The organism is Lysinibacillus sp. NPDC098008 (assembly GCF_044760715.1).
In the GTDB taxonomy this organism is placed as follows: domain Bacteria; phylum Bacillota; class Bacilli; order Bacillales_A; family Planococcaceae; genus Lysinibacillus.
Genome location: NZ_JBIWBA010000020.1, coordinates 60,416 through 77,547 on the forward strand (window position 1 = coordinate 60,416; position 17,132 = coordinate 77,547).

Genomic DNA, 17,132 nt, shown 5'->3' on the forward strand with positions numbered 1-17,132 from the left:
CTTGGTTCAGCACATTCTTTTTGTACCGAAAGCGAAGTGTCAGTGGCAGATGCTTTATGTACTGAAAGCATTAGCGACAGGTACAACTACGCTGGAACGTAATTGATTTCCTGTTGTAAAACGAGGTGAATGTTATGTCAGTTGGTGTACTTTGTATTCATGGGTTCTCAGGTGGACCTTATGAGGTGGAACCTTTTGCAGCATATTTACGCACATATACAGATTGGCTTATTGTGGAGCCAACATTGTCTGGACATGGAGAGGAATTACATATGAATGGCTTTACCGCAAAGCATTGGCTTATGGACGCAGAGCTTGCCTTTCGAGCATTGGCTAAAAAGGTAGATGAAGTGATGGTCGTTGGCTTTTCAATGGGTGGCATTATTGCATTGTATTTAGCAAAGCGTTATAAAGTAAAAAAGCTTGTCTTGCTAAGTGCCGCTGCTAAGTACATAAATCCTAAGCAATTAGTAAAGGATTTTAAAATGCTAGCTGCTGAGGCATATCATCGTAATTTAGCCAATAATGAGCTGTTTTTACGCTATCGGCATAAATTTAACAATGTGCCACTAGCATCAACGATCGAATTTATGAAGCTTGTGCGTATGGTGGAGCCATATTATCAGCATATCCGAATTCCTGTCTATATTGTGCAAGGAAAGCTTGATGGCATAGTGCCTTATCATACAGCACAGTTTCTTTTTGAGCGATTAGCATCTCATGAGAAAACTTTGTATTTTTCTGATAACGGTAAGCATCATATATGCTTTGAGAAAGATTGCTTTAAGTGGTTTCCGCAGGCTTTATGCTTTTTAAAGCAGGGAATAAAGTAGTCAGATTATTACGACTCATGCGTTATCGTTGCATACGTTTGAAAGCCGTGTTAGACTAGTGTAAGCAATGGATACATTTTGTGCGAAGACTCTTCATATTTGGTTGAAGAGTGCTTTTTTTTGAACATAACGGTTTTATTCTAAAGTGAATAATTACGACAGAATCGAACCGCTCGGTAAAGACCGGGCTTTCCTTTTCATATAAGAGAGCTCTATATGAACCATCATGTAGAGAGAATTTTTAAGTAACGGAAACGTTCCACTACACAGGCTCGAATTTGCCGACAACTTCATCTGAAAATGTAACCATTTGTCAACTTAAAAGGAAAAAGGAGATTGAGAAGTTTGACAAATTTTTCAGAATTAAATATTAGCGAATCTACATTACGCTCAGTAAAGCGTATGGGATTTGAAGAAGCAACACCAATCCAAGAAGGTACTATTCGTTTTGCGATTGAAGGCCGTGATGTACTAGGTCAAGCACAAACAGGTACTGGTAAAACTGCCGCTTTCGGGATTCCACTAATTGAAAAAATCGATCCAAAAAACCCTAATATTCAAGCATTAGTTATTGCGCCAACTCGCGAATTAGCAATTCAAGTTTCTGAAGAGCTTTATAAAATTGGCTATGATAAACGTGTAAAATTATTATCAGTTTACGGTGGTCAAGAAATTGGCCGTCAAATTCGTGCACTGAAAAATAGACCACAAATCATCGTTGGTACACCAGGGCGTATTATTGATCATATTAACCGTCGCACATTGAAATTAGAAGATGTAGAAACATTAGTGTTAGATGAAGCAGATGAAATGTTAAATATGGGCTTTATCGATGATATTAACGCGATTTTAGAAAATGTACCTACTGATCGTCAAACATTACTGTTCTCAGCAACAATGCCACCAGCAATCCGCAAAATTGCCGAAACATTTATGCGTGATCCAGAAATCGTGAAAATTAAAGCAAAAGAGTTAACAGTTGATAATATTGACCAATATTTTGTTAAATCTGCTGAACGTGAGAAATTCGATATTTTATCTCGTTTATTAAATGTTCACCAACCAGAGCTTGCCATTATTTTCGGTCGTACAAAACGTCGTGTGGATGAGCTTGCACAGGCACTATCAATTCGCGGCTATCTAGCTGAAGGGATTCATGGTGATTTAAGCCAAGCGAAACGTATTTCAGTATTACGTCAATTTAAAGAAAATAAAATTGATATTCTTGTGGCAACAGATGTAGCTGCACGTGGTCTTGATATTTCAGGCGTAACACATGTGTATAACTTTGATATTCCTCAAGACCCTGAATCGTATGTTCACCGTATTGGTCGTACAGGCCGTGCAGGAAAATCAGGTCTTGCTGTAACATTTGTTACTCCACGTGAAATGGGTTACTTACGTATCGTAGAAGAAACAACGAAAAAACGTATGACACCGCTTCGTCCACCAACATCTGATGAAGCATTAGAGGGTCAACAACGACTTGCTGTAGAAACGCTTGAAGGGCTGATTGCCAACAATAACTTAGGCGAGTATCGTGCATTTGCAGCAGAGCTATTAGAAAATCATGAAGCGGTTGATGTTGTTGCTGCGGCTCTTCGTTCATTAACAAAAGAGCCAGACGATACACCTGTAACGATTACAGAAGAACGTCCATTACCAATGCGTCGTGAACGTTCAAATAAACGTAGCAATGATCGTGGTCGTGGTGGCAACCGTAGCTTTGGCGGTGGACGCCGTGATAGTTCTCGTGGTGGTAGCGGTGATCGCCGCAACAGCAACCGTCGCGATGGTGGACGTCGTGATGGAGGTCGCCGTGAAGGTGGACAAGGTCGTTCTCGTTCTCCACGACGCCATGAAGATTAATTTTAAACGAATGATACTTTATGTTGTAAACCTTACAGTTATAATAGCTGTAAGGTTTTTTTAACGATAGTTGAAACAAAAAGGCGATGACTGCCGTATATTTAGTATAGGAAAGAGGGGGAACAACAATGCGGGCACAACCAATTCATCAAATTTCCCGTAAAGGGTTAACGGTATGGCGCTTATATGGCGTTATGCAAACAGTGGCGTTATTACTTGTAGCAGGCTTAGTAAGCTATGGAACTTATTATTTTGAATGGCCATCATTTATTTATTGGATAGCTGGTGTCATTGTGGTACTAGGTGTTTTATTATTGGTGTCAATCTTTCCAAAAATAAGATGGGAACGATGGCGCTATGAGGTGCGTGAGCATGAGATTGAAGTGCAACATGGCTTATTTGTAGTAAAACGCACACTTATACCAATGGTGCGTGTGCAACATGTTGATACAACACAGGGACCAATTTTAAAAAAATATGATTTAGGTAATATTTCAATATCAACAGCTGCAACTGTACATACAATACCTGCGCTCGTGATGGACGAAGCAGATAGGCTACGTGCTCGTATCTCTGAATTGGCAAGGGTGGCGGAAGATGATGTCTAAAGAAATTAATCGTTTGCACCCCGTGTCAGCCATTATTACGAGCGTTAAAGCATTGAAAAGTATGATATTACCAATCGTTATTATTATTGTTAGCAATGGCTTTAATTTTTCGTTGAATTTTCGCAGTGAGCATTTTTGGGATACGATTCTCCTTTTTGGTGTATGGGGAGGTGCAGCACTCCTTGCATTAATAGGGGGTATTATTAAATGGCGGACATTTGTTTATTGGTTTGAGGATGGCGAATTACGTGTGAAGTATGGATTGTTTGTAAAAAAGAAACGCTATATTCCATTTGAACGTATTCAAAGTTTAAATTACAACGAAGGTATTTTTCATCGTATCTTTGGCTTAGTAAAAGTTCAGGTAGAAACAGCAGGGAATAAGGATGGCAAACCAGAGGTAGAGCTTACTGCGATTCGAAAAGCCGCAGCAGATGTGATTGAATTAGAAATGCGACGTGCGAAAAATGAAGCAGCTCAACAACTAGAACAGGAATCTTTGCAAATAACAGAGCAAGAAGTGGTTTCCATACCAATGATTTATCATATGTCCATCAGGGATTTACTTGTGTTGGCAACAACCTCGGGTGGAATAGGCGTTGTCCTGTCAGGGCTTGCTGCTGTAGCATCGCAGTTTTCGGATATTATTCCTTATGAAGCCGTTTTCCACGAGCTTACGGATTTTGTGAAAATTGGAGCGTTTTTAGTAGCATTAACAGTGATGTTTATTTTAATTGTAGCTTGGGTTGTATCCGTTATTATTACATTGATTAATTACTATGATTATACAGTTCGTATCGAGGAAGAGAAGCTAATTATTACCAAAGGGCTTTTGGAGAAAAAACGTATTACATTGCCATTAAATCGCATTCAGGCTATTCGTATTGTTGAAAATCCATTGCGTCAATTAACAGGCTTTGCAACGGTAATTGTAGAAAGTGCTGGAGGTAATGGTGAGAGTGGCAACGATAAAAAAATAGCATTGTTCCCGCTTATTAAAAAGCAAGATTGTATGCAAACATTGGAGCAGCTCTTCCCAGAGATGAATTGGCACCCAGCCTTTATTCGCTCACCAAAAAGAGCAAGACCATTTTTCTATCGAATTGATTTTATTTGGCTTGTGCCTATTATTGGGGCAGGTAGCTATTTCCTCTATCCTTATGGATTACTATCGTTGCTGTTAATTCCATTGACGATCTTACTTGGAGTTTGGCAGCATAAAACAGCAGGCTATCAAATTGATGGCAAGCAACTTGCGATGCAGTATCGCGTATTTAGTCGTACTACATTAATCATGGAGAAAAAACGAATACAGTCCATTACAAGCACACAATCTTATTTCCAAAAAAGAAAAAAGGTTATGTCTATTAAAGCTACAGTAATGTCAGGTATGTCTGGTACAACAGGCACTGTACCGAGCATAGAGCAACAAGATGCAGAAACCATTTTTTCTTGGTATGAACATTAATGTCTAAAAGCTAATTCTTCTAGCTCGTTTGGAAGGATTAGCTTTTTTAGCTATAAATAAATGGAAATAATGTTTATAATAGAATAAATACAACAAAAGGGGTGGGGAATTTGTTTAAATATGACATTCATGAACATGCATATTTAAAGCTGTTGGATTTAACCGATGTAGAAGAATTATTCGCTTTAACAGACCGTTCACGAAATACTTTACGTGAATGGTTACCTTTTGTAGATGATGTCAAAACCGTAAAGGATACGGAGCGCTTTGTTAAAGGTGCGATGCAGCAATATGCAGATAATAATGGTATCCAAGCAGGTATTTACTATGAGGATAAGCTTGCAGGGGTGATTGGCTACCATCAAATTAATTGGCAGCATAAATGGACAAGCATCGGCTATTGGCTAGGTAATGAGTTTGTGGGGAAGGGGCTTGTAACAAATTCAATGAAAGCGTTAATCGAGTATGCGTTTAATTATTTAAAATTAAACCGTATTGAGGTACGTGTAGCAGTGGGCAATATTCGAAGTCGTACCATCCCAAAGGTTTTAGGATTCAATGAGGAAGGGCGATTAAGAGATGCTGAATGGCTTTATGACCATCATGTAGATCAAGTTGTTTATGGCTTAACAGCAGCCGAATGGAGAAAAATTAAAATGACTAATGAGGATACAGTCACTTTATAATATAAATAGTAAAGGAGCCGCCTATATGATTGATTCGATCATATAGGTGGCTCCTTTTATTCCGTATCACAAGCCTGTAAAACTTGATTGAAGGCTCACTTTATCTACCCGCCATTTTTTGTTTGCGCCAGCTTAAAATTCTTTTTGGATGTAAATAGATAAGCCCAAGAATAAATCCTGTTAGTAAACCGCCTAGATGTGCATAGGCATTTACATTCGGCTGCAGGAATGTCATGATAACACTAATAATAATAATTGGCAAAATAAGCTTTCGAAGCATCGGCATTGTGCGACGTGTATAATACACTAATGCCCCAAATGCACCAAAAATACCAAAAATAGCCCCACTTGCACCAAGGCTCATATAACTACTATCATAAAACATATAGGTTGCCATGTTGCCTACAACACCTGATACTAAATAAATTGTGATAAAACGTGCCTTGCCTGCGATTTTTTCAAGCTCTGGTCCAAAAAGAAATAATGAAAACATATTAAAAAGTACATGTAAAAATCCAGCATGTAAAAACATTGCAGAAAATACACGCCACCATTCACCCTTTTGCACAAGGAAATTTGCTAGAATGCCATAATTCCATAACAGTGTCCCTATGCCGGGTATAAGAGATAGTACATAAAGAATTAAATTAATGGCAATTAGCGTTGAAACGACAGGATAATACGTTGTGTATTGCTTAAAATTTTCCGTTCTACTAAACATGGCTCCACCTCAATTTACAATTATTATACATGCCTTATTGGAAATAGGTAAAGGAGAAGGTTATATGATTAAGGGAATCGGTCTCGATATTATAGAAATAGACCGTATTGCAAAAGCGATGAAACGTACAGTTAAATTTACAGATCGCATTTTAAGCGCAAGGGAAAAAATTTTATTCGATGGTTATTCTGAAAGCCGTAAAATAGAATTTTTAGCGGGACGATTTGCTGCAAAGGAAGCATTTTCAAAAGCAATAGGTACTGGCATTGGAGCGGAATGCAAGCTTCATGATATAGAAATACTAAAAGGGGCGGCAGGAAATCCCGTGTTGTATTTTAAAGAGAAGCCTGTCAATGGCTATATAAGCATTACACATACGAAGGAATATGCGGCTGCACAAGTAATATTATTAAACTAATGCTGAACTTGTCTAACAGGCTGGTTAGTAAATATAAATATATTGCCTTTTCTTCAAATGACATAACTGACAAATACGGTTCATATATTGTCGTAGTGGATTTGAAAGAAGAAAGGGTGAAAGCGTGGGCAACCGTATAGTTAAATGGCTCGTCTTAGTTTGTATGATATTACTTCTGTCGGCATGTGGTACAGCCTCACAGGAAAAAGTGTTAAAGAAAGTAAATGGCAAATGGGCTGAAACAAATGGATATGAATTAAATGCCTCGATGGAAATTAAATCTGGTGGGGAGCCAAGAAATTATGATGTTACTGTATGGCATACGAAGCCTGATTTTTATCGAGTGGAAGTAGTGGAAAGCGGGAAAGATGTTTCGCAAATGATTGTGCGTAATGCAGATGGTGTTTTTGTTGTGACACCAACACTAAACAAAATGTATAAATTCCAAAGTGATTGGCCAAATAAAAATAGTCAGGCTTATTTAATAGGCGCTTTAGCAGAGGATTTAGCAGAAGATAAAAATCTTGTCATGAAAGAGGAAGAAAAATCATATATATTTGAAGCGGCTACTCGAAATAGCTATAAAAATAGTATGCCTCATCAAGTAATTACAGTAGATAAGAAAACATTACTACCAACCTCTGTTGTCATTATGAATGATGTAAAGGAAGAGCAAATTCGCATTACATTTAAAAAAGTTAAGCTAGGTGTGCAGCATGCTGCAAAAGAGTACGCTGTTGAGCAATTTACGGAAAAAGATGATGCAAAAGGTGAACAAGCTACACCAACCGAAAAAGATGGACAACAAGAGCAAGACGATAAAGAGGCGGTTGGTGCAGAGGTAGAGTATGAAGAGTTCCAAACACATTATCCTGTTGTAAATTGGGCACAACTATCCAATGAAAAAGTCGTTCAAGAAGCTGGGATGGAACGCGTTATTTTAACATTTGATGGAGAGAAGCCATTTACAGTAATGCAGCAACCAGTGACAAAGGAAAGCACAATGCTACCAGTATCAACGTCTGGTGATCCAGTTGACCTAGGCTTTACAATAGGTGCTATTACAGACACGTCCATTAGCTGGGAAAAGGATGGTATTGAATTCTTTGTAGCATCAAGTAAATTAACACGAGAAGAAATGATTGAAGTTGCGACATCTATGACGATAAGTAGCATGAAGTAACTTTTCTAGCTACAGCTTTCTAAGCAAAGAAGGCTGTAGCTTATTGACCATATAAATGGGTGAGATGTTTTAAGTTTTTAGAAAATATTAAGCCTTTTCATTTACAATAAATATGTATTGAGATATGTACATAAATGTTTTAATTAAAAATAAAGAGGGTATTCTAATGAAGACACAGCAGTATTTTCGACCAACCAAAGCTATTATAAATTTACAGGCAATCCAACAAAATGTACAAAATCTAAAACAGCTTTTACAACCTAATGTTCAAATTATTGCTGTAGTAAAGGCAAATGCATATGGACATGGAGATGTAGCCGTAGCACAAGCAGCACTTGATGCAGGCGCTACAATACTTGCAGTGGCAACACCAGAGGAAGCATTACATATTCGAGCACATTTTGCAGAACCAGACATACTCCTATTAGGCGCATCTCCAGCCTCGTTTGCACCTTATGCAGCCGAGCAGCGCATTATTCTAACAGTATTTGCTAATGAATGGGTACAGCAAGCAGCTTCACTTATAGACAAGGAAGCACTTCCGCTGCGCCTGCATATAAAAGTAGATAGCGGTATGAATAGAATTGGCATACGCTCAGAGCAAGAATTATTAGAGATTTATCAAACTATCCAGTCCACAGATCATGTAGAGCTAGATGGTATATTTACACATTTTGCAACAGCTGATGAAGAGGATACAATACATTTTGAGCAGCAAGTTCAGTTTTTTGAAAAATGTTTATCCAGCATACCTTCTAAGCCAAGACTTGTCCATGCTTCAAATACAGCAGCATCTTTAGTGAAGGATGCACGTTTACAATATGATGCTGTTAGATATGGCATTTCCATGTATGGCTTAGCGCCATCTTCCTATGTAGGTAGTATCACACCTTTTTCATTACAACCTGCCTTTTCACTTGAAAGTGAGCTTGTCCATGTAAAGCGAATAAAAGCAGGTGATTGTGTAGGGTATGGTGCTACATATATTGCACCAACGGATATGTGGATAGGAACGATTCCAATTGGCTATGCGGATGGCGTAATTCGTAAGCTAGGTGGACAAGAAGTATTAATTGATGGACAAAGAGCACCGATTGTTGGACGAATTTGTATGGACCAATGTATGGTTGCTCTACCAAAAGCATATGCTATAGGTGAGAAGGTAACACTTATTGGTCAACAAGGACAGCATGCAATTTCTATCGATGAATGGGCAGCTAGACTTGAAACCATTAACTATGAAGTACCATGCATTATTACAGCAAGAGTTCCTAGAATATACCTTTAAGCCTTTGTTTAGAGAATAGTTTGTTACAAGCAATGCCACCAAAGAAAAATGTTGAATTTAGTCAATTAATGACTTAAAAAGCTTTTTCTTCACTGGAAGCTAGAGCAATCAGATGTGGTAGTATATTACACTTATAATTATTCAGCATAGACCTTCGATGACCAACACATATTTACAATTTGTACGCCAAATTGTCAGATATATTGTCATTTCATGTCTTTTCAACAATATCTTTCAATGATAGAATGGGAAGTAATGAAAAGTGGATGGTTCCGTTGGAGGTGCTTGCTGTGTATGAAAAGAAATTAAAAGAAGCTACAATTGCTGTTCAAGACAGACTATATCTACAATCAAAGGAAATAATTGAAGGTGAATCTTTTGGGCGTAATTTGGCGCGCCAAAATTTAATGCAGGGGCAACCAAATCAAATACGGGAAGCTATGATTAAAGGATATGTTGAAATGTCTCATATTAATTTAACAATTGCAAGTGAATGCTTGCATGTCGAATATGAAGCACAGCATATGGTGGAGCGTCTCGTTAGCGGGGGATGACACTTTGAATGTAAAACGTGGTGACGTTTTTTTTGCAGACTTATCGCCGGTAATAGGTTCTGAGCAAGGGGGAACTAGACCGGTGCTGATTATTCAAAATGATATTGGCAATCGATTTAGTCCGACTGTCATCATCGCAGCTATCACTGCACAAATTCAAAAGGCAAAGTTACCGACACACGTCGAGATTAATGCTGAAAAGTATGGTTTCGAACGTGATTCGGTTATTTTGCTCGAACAAGTGCGAACAATTGATAAGTCAAGATTGACAGATCGTATCACACAGCTCGATCAGGCTGTGATGGAAAAAGTAGATGGTGCGTTGATGATTAGTTTAGGTTTAGTTAAATTTTGATATACATATATGTATAGAAGCATCGAGATTACAAATATCTCGGTGCTTTTTTCATCCTATAGAATCAATTACTTCCTTACCATAATTTGAATTTGCTATTTAAAAACAGTATGAAAAGCTTTAAGATAGATTCAAGATTTATCAAAAAAATAGCTTTTTGATAAATTTCTTAAGAGGTATATAAAATTTTACATAGAATATTCCATTTATAGATACTATTAAGTATTAAATAACGACAAACAGATTGAATAAAAGTGTAAGGGGATAACACCTTAAGAAATTGGAGGGACAGCAGTGACATGTAAGTCTTCGGTTGAAATTATTACTGAGTGGGATATTGTTGCAGCAAGACAACTGGGGCGTAATGAAGCAAAAGCACTTGGATTTGGCACTGTTGATCAAGCTCGCATTACCACAGCAATTAGTGAATTAGCACGAAATATCTATTTATATGCAAATATAGGTAGGATTGAAATTGAAAGAGTTGAAACAGACACTGACAAGAAAATAGTAGTGATTGCTACTGACCAAGGACCTGGAATTCAAGATATTCGAAAGGTTATGGAAGAGGGCTATTCTACATCAGGCGGGCTAGGTGCTGGTCTACCAGGTGTTAAGCGATTGATGGATAGCTTAGAAATTCAATCTGTTATTGGAGAGGGTACAACGATCAGGGCGGAAAAATGGCTGCGTTAGGACGTGAGAAAAATGAAACAATTAGAAGCTCAGTATAAAAAAATATTAGCAGATTATATCGTTAATCAAACTGAAAAAAATTTATATATTGCTCAAAATTTCACACGTCAGTTAATTCAAAAAAACATATCACCAGAGGATGTTGTTAGCATTCATAAAAACGCTGTTGCCGAAATATTTCCCGATAGAATGAATGAGGAACAGCCAGCATATGATTTTCTTATTGAAGTAATGGTGCACTATGGAATGGCACATAGAGAGCATCAAAGCCTACTGCAAAAACAAGCAGAATATGAGATGGAAATGAAAATTGCTACAAGCATTCAAAAAACATTGCTAAAAACATATATACCACAATTATCAAGCGTTGATGTAGGAATGATATCTGTGCCAGCCCGCAAAATAAATGGCGATTATGTACACTTTTTTCATCACCGCGAAGAGCATTTAAGTGTAGCTGTAACAGATGTAGTCGGTAAAGGTGTTCCTGCTGCTTTATGTATGTCGATGGTGAAATATGGTCTGGAAACATTAGAATATGCTTACAAAGAGCCTTCCTATGTTTTAGAAGTTATCAATAGGGTAATTGAAAAAGGTGTTGATGATAGTATGTTTGTTTCCATGTTTTATGGCTGTTTAGATATTCAAAAAAATATTTTTTCCTATGCATCAGCAGGTCATGAACCAGCTTTGCATTATAATGCCAAACAAGACCAATTCTTTTCATTAGAGGCAAAAGGATTATTGCTTGGTGTGTTACCAAACACAAAATACACATATCAGGAAATTGTTTTGGAGGAAAATGATATTATTACAATGATGACTGATGGGGTTACAGAGTTTAGAAAGCATGATGACTTAAATTCCAGGCAGGTTATTACGGCACTAATTAAGGAGCACAAGCATTTACCAGCCCAACAATTATGTCAGCTTCTATATCAGGAAATAGAGAAAATACATGGCTTTAACCTATCAGATGATTTTACTGTAGTCATTTTAAAAAAATAGGTTTATGTTTTAATTGAATGGGGAACAGGGAACAGTCTAATAAATATGGTGGAGGTATGGCTATATGGATGTGACAATACATTTTAAAGAAATTGATCATAAATTGTATGGATTTGTTGAGGGAGAAATCGATACATTTACAGCTTCTGGTCTACGTGAGGAATTAGAAGCTGTTAAAATTACTGAAGGATTAGAAATTGAGCTGGATTTGTCCAAGGTAAGCTACATGGATAGTACAGGGCTTGGTATTTTTGTTGCCTTTTATAAAAGAGTCGTACGTGAAAAGGGCAAAGTAAAGCTTGTTGGTTTATCCAATAGGCTACAAAGATTGTTTGAAATAACGGGTTTAAGTGATTTAATGGATATCGAAACTGATAAAAAGGTGGAATTAAGCTAATGAAGGAATTTGATTATATAGAAATTAGAGTTCCTGCTAAACCGCAATTTGTCAGTGTTATTCGTTTAACTGTTTCTGGCCTAGCTGCTAGAGTTGGCTTTAGCTATGATGATATTGAGGATTTGAAAATTGCGGCAAGTGAGGCAGTAACAAATGTTGTACATCATGCTTATAAGGAAGATGAGGAAGGCGAAATCGTCATCGGGTGTGCGTTGTATGACAATAAAATCGAAATCATGATTGCGGATTATGGCAATAGCTTTAGCTTTGAAGAGGTTAAGTCTAAAATTGGACCGTATCACCCTGAGGAGAGCATTGCAGGGCTAAGAGAAGGTGGCTTGGGACTTTATTTAATGGAAACTTTAATGGATGAGGTGATGATTAATAACGATGGTGGCGTAACTGTTTTCATGACAAAGTATGTCTCTAGGGAGCAGGTGGAAAAAAATGTCGAAAGAATCACTACGTAAATCTTCATCCAAAGAAGATGTATTAAAGTGGATTGCATTATACCAGTCAACGGAGGATGATGAAGCACAAACCAACTTAGTGATTCATTATCGATATTTAGTTGAGTCAATAGCGCGTAAATATTCAAATGGCAAATCATATTATGATGATATTGTTCAAGTAGGAATGCTGGGCTTATTAGGTGCAATTAGACGTTTTGATCCAAATGTCGGTCGTAGTTTCGAAGCATTTGCTGTGCCAACGATTGTTGGGGAAATTAAGCGCTTTTTACGTGATAAAACATGGGATGTTCATGTGCCTAGACGCATTAAAGAATTAGGCCCAAGAATTAAATTAACAGTGGAAGCGCTGACAATTGAATTGCAGCGTTCTCCATCCATTCAGGAAATCGCTGAACGATTAGAAGTGGCAGAGGAAGAAGTATTAGAGGCGATGGAAATGGGGCGCAGCTATCAGGCGCTTTCAATGGATCATTCAATAGAGTCTGATTCAGATGGTAGCACGGTTACACTATTCGATATTTTGGGTAGAGAAGATGATGGCTATGAAATGACCAATAAACGAATGCTTGTTTCCGATGCAATGGTCGTGTTAAATGAGAGGGAAAAACAAGTTATTCAGCTTACATATTTAGAGCAGCTTAGTCAAAAAGAAGCTGGAGAACGATTAGGCATTTCGCAAATGCATGTATCTCGCATACAAAGAAAAGCTATAAAAAAATTACAAGAGGCCATTCTAGCAAGCGGCGGTGTTTCGCTCTAAGTTTTCTCAGTTAAAAAATAGTCTACTCACGGTCGCCTGAGTAGACTATTTTTTTGTATGTTTAGTAAAGTGTAATGGTAGAATGAAAAGAAAAAGGTAGGGATAATGTGGAACATAAACAAATGTTACAGCTTATTGCCAAGGATGTAGCGGTTAAGCCGGGGCAAGCGGATGCTGTTATTAAGTTATTGGAAGAGGGAAATACAGTACCATTTATTGCACGCTATCGAAAAGAAATGACAGGCTCTCTTGATGAGGTGCAAATTAAAGCTGTGGAGGATCGTTATCATTACATACAGCAGCTTGAGCAACGCAAGGAAGAGGTTATACGGTTAATTCAAGAGCAGGACAAGCTTACACCTGAATTGGAACAAGCTATTCTTGCAGCAACAGTTTTACAGCGTGTAGAGGATTTATATAGACCATATAAGCAAAAGCGACGTACAAAGGCAACAATTGCTAAAGAAAAAGGCTTAGAACCCCTTGCAGACTTGCTACTAGCATATAGTAATGATTCATTAGAGCAACTAGCAGCTGATTTTGTAGACCATGACAAGGTGGCTTCTCTCGAAGATGCACTAGCAGGCGCGCGAGATATTTTAGCAGAGCGTTTTGCTGACGATGCTACTATCCGTGAGAAAATTCGTGCGTATTCATGGAAAGATGGCATGCTTGTAACAAATATAAAAAATGCAGAGATAGATGAAAAAAATGTTTTTGAAATGTATTACGAATATAAGGAGCCTGTAAGTCGCATTGTTCCTCATCGTATTTTAGCGATCAACCGAGGAGAAAAAGAAGAGGTTTTAAAGGTTTCAATTCATGTGCCAATAGACCGAGTATTAATGATTATGTGGAAGGAATGGATACCTGCAACTGGTTCATCTCCCGCTATTGCGGAAGTCAAGCTAGCAATAGAGGATTCATATAAGCGTTTAATTCAACCATCTATCGAAAGAGAGCTAAGAAACGAGCTAACAGAAAAAGCAGAGGCACAGGCAATTCATATTTTCTCTGAAAATTTACGTAATCTTTTATTACAGCCACCTATGAAGGGCAAATATGTACTAGGTGTAGACCCAGCCTATCGTACAGGCTGTAAATTAGCGGTTGTAGATGAAACAGGGAAGATGCTAGAGGTTACAGCTATTTATCCTCATCCACCTAAACCCGATGTAGCAAAATCTAAAGCTACTGTGAAAGGAATTTTAGCAAAATACCCAATTAGTATTATTGCTATTGGGAATGGTACAGCCTCTCGTGAAACAGAGCAGTTTATTGCAGATGTATTAAATGAGCTTGCTACAGATGTAGCGTATGTTATTGTCAATGAAGCGGGTGCCTCTGTGTACTCAGCATCTGATATTGCACGTGCAGAATTTCCTGATCTACAGGTAGAGCAACGAAGTGCCGTTTCGATTGCACGCCGCTTACAGGACCCTTTATCAGAGTTGGTGAAAATTGAACCTAAAGCTGTTGGTGTAGGTCAGTATCAGCATGATGTTTCCCAGAAAAAATTAAATGAATCATTAACATTTATTGTAGAAACAGCAGTTAACCAAGTAGGTGTAGATGTAAATACGGCTTCTTCATCACTTTTACAATACGTTTCGGGTTTATCCAAAACAGTTGCGGAAAATATAGTTAAGGTGCGAGAAGAAAATGGTCAATTTACAACACGTGCACAGTTAAAGAAAATTCCAAGGCTTGGTGCTAAAACCTATGAGCAAGCAATCGGCTTTTTACGTGTTCCAGAAGCTAAAAATCCATTTGATGCTACAGGTATTCACCCTGAAAGCTACAAAATAGCTGAGCAAATATTAGCAGAGGCACAAATTGATAAAAAAGAACTTGGCACACCAAAGGCAGAAGAAGCTATTGCGGCTTTAGAGATTCAAAAGTTAAGTGATGCCCTAGGAATCGGCGTTGTAACGATTCAAGATATTGTAGAAACATTGATGAAGCCGAGTCGCGACCCACGCGATGCTTTCCCACAGCCACTGCTTAAAACAGATGTATTAAAAATGGAAGATTTAAAAGTTGGGATGGAATTGCAGGGAACGGTTAGAAATGTCGTAGACTTCGGAGCATTTGTTGATATTGGTGTGAAGCAAGATGGACTAGTGCATATTTCTAAATTACAAAATAGACGCATTAAGCACCCATTGGAAGTTGTAGCCTTAGGTGATATCGTAACCGTTTGGGTAGAACAAATTGATATTAATAAAGGACGCATTTCTTTAACAATGCTTCCACCAAAAAATCAAACAATGGATTAAGTAATAATTTTTTGCCACACTGCCAATACTGTGCAGTGTGGTATTCTTGTTGTTAGAGGTGATGACTATGAACAATGAGGAACTACAGCAACTTGTGTGTCAGTTATCTATGGAAAGCTTTCATAAACCATTTACTCATCAAGCATATTTTAATAGCAGGTTACGTTCAACGGGTGGACGTTATTTGCTACAATCACATAATATCGAAATTAACCCAAAGGCTTATGAGCAATATGGTCTTGTAGAAGTTAAAGGAATCGTTCTTCATGAACTATGCCATTATCATCTACATATCGAGGGAAAGGGTTACAAACATCGAGATAAAGATTTTAAAGAGTTATTAAAAAAAGTAAATGCGCCTCGTTTTTGCTCGGCTTTACAATCGCCCAAAGCTACCGCACAAAAACAACGCCGCTCCTACACGTATATGTGTGTCAATTGTCAGCAATTATATATGAGAAAGATAAAAATGAATATGGAAAAATACTGCTGTAGCAAGTGTTTAGGGAGGCTGAAGCAATTAGAATAAAAATTTTATAAAAAAGGTTGACGTTTGATTGTGTTGTCCTTATAATAGAAAAAGTCGATAAGATGACGACGACATAATATGAATTATTCCGAAGTAGCTCAGTTGGTAGTAGCACCTGACTGTTAATCAGGTTGTCGCAGGTTCGAGTCCTGCCTTCGGAGCCATGGCCCCTTGGTCAAGTGGTTAAGACACCGCCCTTTCACGGCGGTAACACGGGTTCGAATCCCGTAGGGGTCATTTTTCATAATTAATATTAATAAGCATATAAAGGTCCCGTGGTGTAGCGGTTAACATGCCTGCCTGTCACGCAGGAGATCGCCGGTTCGATCCCGGTCGGGACCGCCACTTATTGGGGTATAGCCAAGCGGTAAGGCAACGGATTTTGATTCCGTCATGCCTAGGTTCGAATCCTAGTACCCCAGCCATTCATTTCTTAATTTGAGCCATTAGCTCAGTTGGTAGAGCATCTGACTTTTAATCAGAGGGTCGAAGGTTCGAGTCCTTCATGGCTCATCTTTTTAAGAAACAAGTTGACTTTTTAGGTTGATGTAAGTATACTAGAAAAGTTACTAAATGAATGCGGTCGTGGCGGAATGGCAGACGCGCTAGGTTGAGGGCCTAGTGGGGGCAACCCCGTGGAGGTTCAAGTCCTCTCGGCCGCACCAAGTCGATTAATTTTAATAAGCGCCCGTAGCTCAATTGGATAGAGCGTCTGACTACGGATCAGAAGGTTATGGGTTCGACTCCTGTCGGGCGCGCCAAATTTTATATATGCGGGTGTAGTTTAATGGTAAAACCTCAGCCTTCCAAGCTGATGTCGTGAGTTCGATTCTCATCACCCGCTCCAAAAAAAGTATTGACATCTATTTCGAATGTATGATAAAATTAAGAAGTTGTCCCAAAAGGCAACAATATGAACCTTGAAAACTGAACAAGCAAAACGTAATCAATAAATTTTAGTAGCTTACTTTAGTAAGTGAACGAAATAATTTTGGACATCGAATGAA

General features: G+C 38.1%; 18 protein-coding genes and 8 tRNA genes. 25 read left to right on the forward strand and 1 reads right to left on the reverse strand.

Annotated features, from left to right (window positions below; all coding sequences use genetic code 11):
• Positions 1-134 precede the first annotated feature (134 nt).
• From ACIQVU_RS15640 to ACIQVU_RS15660, 5 genes are all read left to right on the forward strand, one after another.
• A complete protein-coding gene (locus tag ACIQVU_RS15640; RefSeq protein ID WP_340807911.1) occupies positions 135-833 on the forward strand; it encodes an alpha/beta hydrolase in 699 nt (232 codons plus the stop codon).
• Between the two features lie 345 nt (positions 834-1,178).
• Entirely contained in the window at positions 1,179-2,702 is a 1,524-nt protein-coding gene (gene cshA / locus ACIQVU_RS15645) for a degradosome RNA helicase CshA (protein ID WP_340807910.1), read from the forward strand.
• A gap of 128 nt (positions 2,703-2,830) precedes the next feature.
• Positions 2,831-3,310, forward strand: coding sequence for a PH domain-containing protein (locus ACIQVU_RS15650; RefSeq protein ID WP_340807908.1), 480 nt, complete (start codon positions 2,831-2,833; stop codon positions 3,308-3,310).
• Positions 3,303-4,778, forward strand: coding sequence for a PH domain-containing protein (locus ACIQVU_RS15655; RefSeq protein WP_340808637.1), 1,476 nt, complete (start codon positions 3,303-3,305; stop codon positions 4,776-4,778). The genes ACIQVU_RS15650 and ACIQVU_RS15655 overlap by 8 nt, the downstream gene beginning before the upstream one ends.
• Before the next feature lie 110 nt (positions 4,779-4,888).
• Complete coding sequence (locus tag ACIQVU_RS15660; protein WP_340807907.1) at positions 4,889-5,464, forward strand: GNAT family N-acetyltransferase; 576 nt, start codon at positions 4,889-4,891, stop codon at positions 5,462-5,464.
• Between the two features lie 100 nt (positions 5,465-5,564).
• On the opposite strand, the gene ACIQVU_RS15665 is transcribed toward ACIQVU_RS15660, so the two are convergent.
• Positions 5,565-6,185, reverse strand: coding sequence for a rhomboid family intramembrane serine protease (locus tag ACIQVU_RS15665; protein ID WP_402896256.1), 621 nt, complete (start codon positions 6,183-6,185; stop codon positions 5,565-5,567).
• 64 nt (positions 6,186-6,249) lie between these two features.
• On the opposite strand from ACIQVU_RS15665, the gene acpS reads away from it, so the two are divergent.
• From acpS to ACIQVU_RS15765, 20 genes are all read left to right on the forward strand, one after another.
• Positions 6,250-6,603 (forward strand): holo-ACP synthase, encoded by a 354-nt coding sequence (acpS, locus tag ACIQVU_RS15670; protein ID WP_340807905.1) that lies wholly within the window; start codon positions 6,250-6,252, stop codon positions 6,601-6,603.
• Positions 6,604-6,727: 124 nt separating this feature from the next.
• Positions 6,728-7,786 carry a LolA family protein gene (locus ACIQVU_RS15675; RefSeq protein WP_340807904.1) on the forward strand — a complete coding sequence of 353 codons (1,059 nt, stop codon included), beginning with the start codon at positions 6,728-6,730 and terminating at the stop codon, positions 7,784-7,786.
• Between the two features lie 166 nt (positions 7,787-7,952).
• The gene (gene alr / locus ACIQVU_RS15680; RefSeq protein ID WP_340807903.1) at positions 7,953-9,074 is read left to right on the forward strand and encodes an alanine racemase; all 1,122 of its coding nucleotides are present in this window, start codon (positions 7,953-7,955) and stop codon (positions 9,072-9,074) included.
• 290 nt (positions 9,075-9,364) lie between these two features.
• A complete protein-coding gene (locus ACIQVU_RS15685; RefSeq protein ID WP_402896259.1) occupies positions 9,365-9,628 on the forward strand; it encodes a hypothetical protein in 264 nt (87 codons plus the stop codon).
• Between the two features lie 4 nt (positions 9,629-9,632).
• A complete protein-coding gene (locus ACIQVU_RS15690) occupies positions 9,633-9,983 on the forward strand; it encodes a type II toxin-antitoxin system PemK/MazF family toxin (RefSeq protein ID WP_053996968.1) in 351 nt (116 codons plus the stop codon).
• 294 nt (positions 9,984-10,277) lie between these two features.
• Complete coding sequence (locus ACIQVU_RS15695; RefSeq protein ID WP_340807901.1) at positions 10,278-10,679, forward strand: anti-sigma regulatory factor; 402 nt, start codon at positions 10,278-10,280, stop codon at positions 10,677-10,679.
• A gap of 12 nt (positions 10,680-10,691) precedes the next feature.
• Positions 10,692-11,687: a PP2C family protein-serine/threonine phosphatase gene (locus tag ACIQVU_RS15700; protein WP_340807899.1), complete on the forward strand. Its 996-nt coding sequence runs from the start codon at positions 10,692-10,694 to the stop codon at positions 11,685-11,687.
• A gap of 64 nt (positions 11,688-11,751) precedes the next feature.
• Positions 11,752-12,084 (forward strand): STAS domain-containing protein, encoded by a 333-nt coding sequence (locus tag ACIQVU_RS15705; RefSeq protein WP_340807898.1) that lies wholly within the window; start codon positions 11,752-11,754, stop codon positions 12,082-12,084.
• Positions 12,084-12,554, forward strand: a complete 471-nt coding sequence (gene rsbW, locus ACIQVU_RS15710; RefSeq protein WP_340807896.1) for an anti-sigma B factor RsbW — start codon at positions 12,084-12,086, stop codon at positions 12,552-12,554. Before ACIQVU_RS15705 ends, rsbW begins: the two co-directional genes overlap by 1 nt.
• Positions 12,532-13,317 carry an RNA polymerase sigma factor SigB gene (sigB, locus tag ACIQVU_RS15715; RefSeq protein WP_340807894.1) on the forward strand — a complete coding sequence of 262 codons (786 nt, stop codon included), beginning with the start codon at positions 12,532-12,534 and terminating at the stop codon, positions 13,315-13,317. The genes rsbW and sigB overlap by 23 nt, the downstream gene beginning before the upstream one ends.
• A 107-nt stretch (positions 13,318-13,424) precedes the next feature.
• The gene (locus ACIQVU_RS15720; RefSeq protein ID WP_340807893.1) at positions 13,425-15,596 is read left to right on the forward strand and encodes a Tex family protein; all 2,172 of its coding nucleotides are present in this window, start codon (positions 13,425-13,427) and stop codon (positions 15,594-15,596) included.
• A gap of 67 nt (positions 15,597-15,663) precedes the next feature.
• Entirely contained in the window at positions 15,664-16,125 is a 462-nt protein-coding gene (locus ACIQVU_RS15725; RefSeq protein WP_340807890.1) for a SprT family protein, read from the forward strand.
• 87 nt (positions 16,126-16,212) lie between these two features.
• Positions 16,213-16,289, forward strand: a tRNA-Asn gene (locus tag ACIQVU_RS15730).
• Position 16,290: 1 nt separating this feature from the next.
• Positions 16,291-16,362 (forward strand) — tRNA-Glu (locus tag ACIQVU_RS15735).
• A 32-nt stretch (positions 16,363-16,394) separates the two neighbouring features.
• Positions 16,395-16,470, forward strand: a tRNA-Asp gene (locus ACIQVU_RS15740).
• Between the two features lie 5 nt (positions 16,471-16,475).
• Positions 16,476-16,550: transfer RNA gene (locus tag ACIQVU_RS15745), tRNA-Gln, on the forward strand.
• Between the two features lie 15 nt (positions 16,551-16,565).
• Positions 16,566-16,638, forward strand: a tRNA-Lys gene (locus ACIQVU_RS15750).
• 66 nt (positions 16,639-16,704) lie between these two features.
• Positions 16,705-16,790, forward strand: a tRNA-Leu gene (locus ACIQVU_RS15755).
• A gap of 19 nt (positions 16,791-16,809) precedes the next feature.
• Positions 16,810-16,886: transfer RNA gene (locus ACIQVU_RS15760), tRNA-Arg, on the forward strand.
• Positions 16,887-16,898: 12 nt separating this feature from the next.
• Positions 16,899-16,972: transfer RNA gene (locus tag ACIQVU_RS15765), tRNA-Gly, on the forward strand.
• Positions 16,973-17,132 lie beyond the last annotated feature (160 nt).

What these genes read in the sequence shown, in the direction of transcription:
- alr (WP_340807903.1), top strand. Translation starts at nt 7,953, where the DNA reads ATGAAGACACAGCAGTATTTTCGACCAACCAAAGCTATTATAAATTTA.
- ACIQVU_RS15655 (WP_340808637.1), top strand. Translation starts at nt 3,303, where the DNA reads ATGTCTAAAGAAATTAATCGTTTGCACCCCGTGTCAGCCATTATTACG.
- sigB (WP_340807894.1), top strand. Translation starts at nt 12,532, where the DNA reads ATGTCGAAAGAATCACTACGTAAATCTTCATCCAAAGAAGATGTATTA.
- acpS (WP_340807905.1), top strand. Translation starts at nt 6,250, where the DNA reads ATGATTAAGGGAATCGGTCTCGATATTATAGAAATAGACCGTATTGCA.
- ACIQVU_RS15650 (WP_340807908.1), top strand. Translation starts at nt 2,831, where the DNA reads ATGCGGGCACAACCAATTCATCAAATTTCCCGTAAAGGGTTAACGGTA.
- ACIQVU_RS15725 (WP_340807890.1), top strand. Translation starts at nt 15,664, where the DNA reads ATGAACAATGAGGAACTACAGCAACTTGTGTGTCAGTTATCTATGGAA.
- rsbW (WP_340807896.1), top strand. Translation starts at nt 12,084, where the DNA reads ATGAAGGAATTTGATTATATAGAAATTAGAGTTCCTGCTAAACCGCAA.
- ACIQVU_RS15705 (WP_340807898.1), top strand. Translation starts at nt 11,752, where the DNA reads ATGGATGTGACAATACATTTTAAAGAAATTGATCATAAATTGTATGGA.
- ACIQVU_RS15665 (WP_402896256.1), bottom strand. Translation starts at nt 6,185, where the DNA reads ATGTTTAGTAGAACGGAAAATTTTAAGCAATACACAACGTATTATCCT.
- ACIQVU_RS15700 (WP_340807899.1), top strand. Translation starts at nt 10,692, where the DNA reads ATGAAACAATTAGAAGCTCAGTATAAAAAAATATTAGCAGATTATATC.
- ACIQVU_RS15640 (WP_340807911.1), top strand. Translation starts at nt 135, where the DNA reads ATGTCAGTTGGTGTACTTTGTATTCATGGGTTCTCAGGTGGACCTTAT.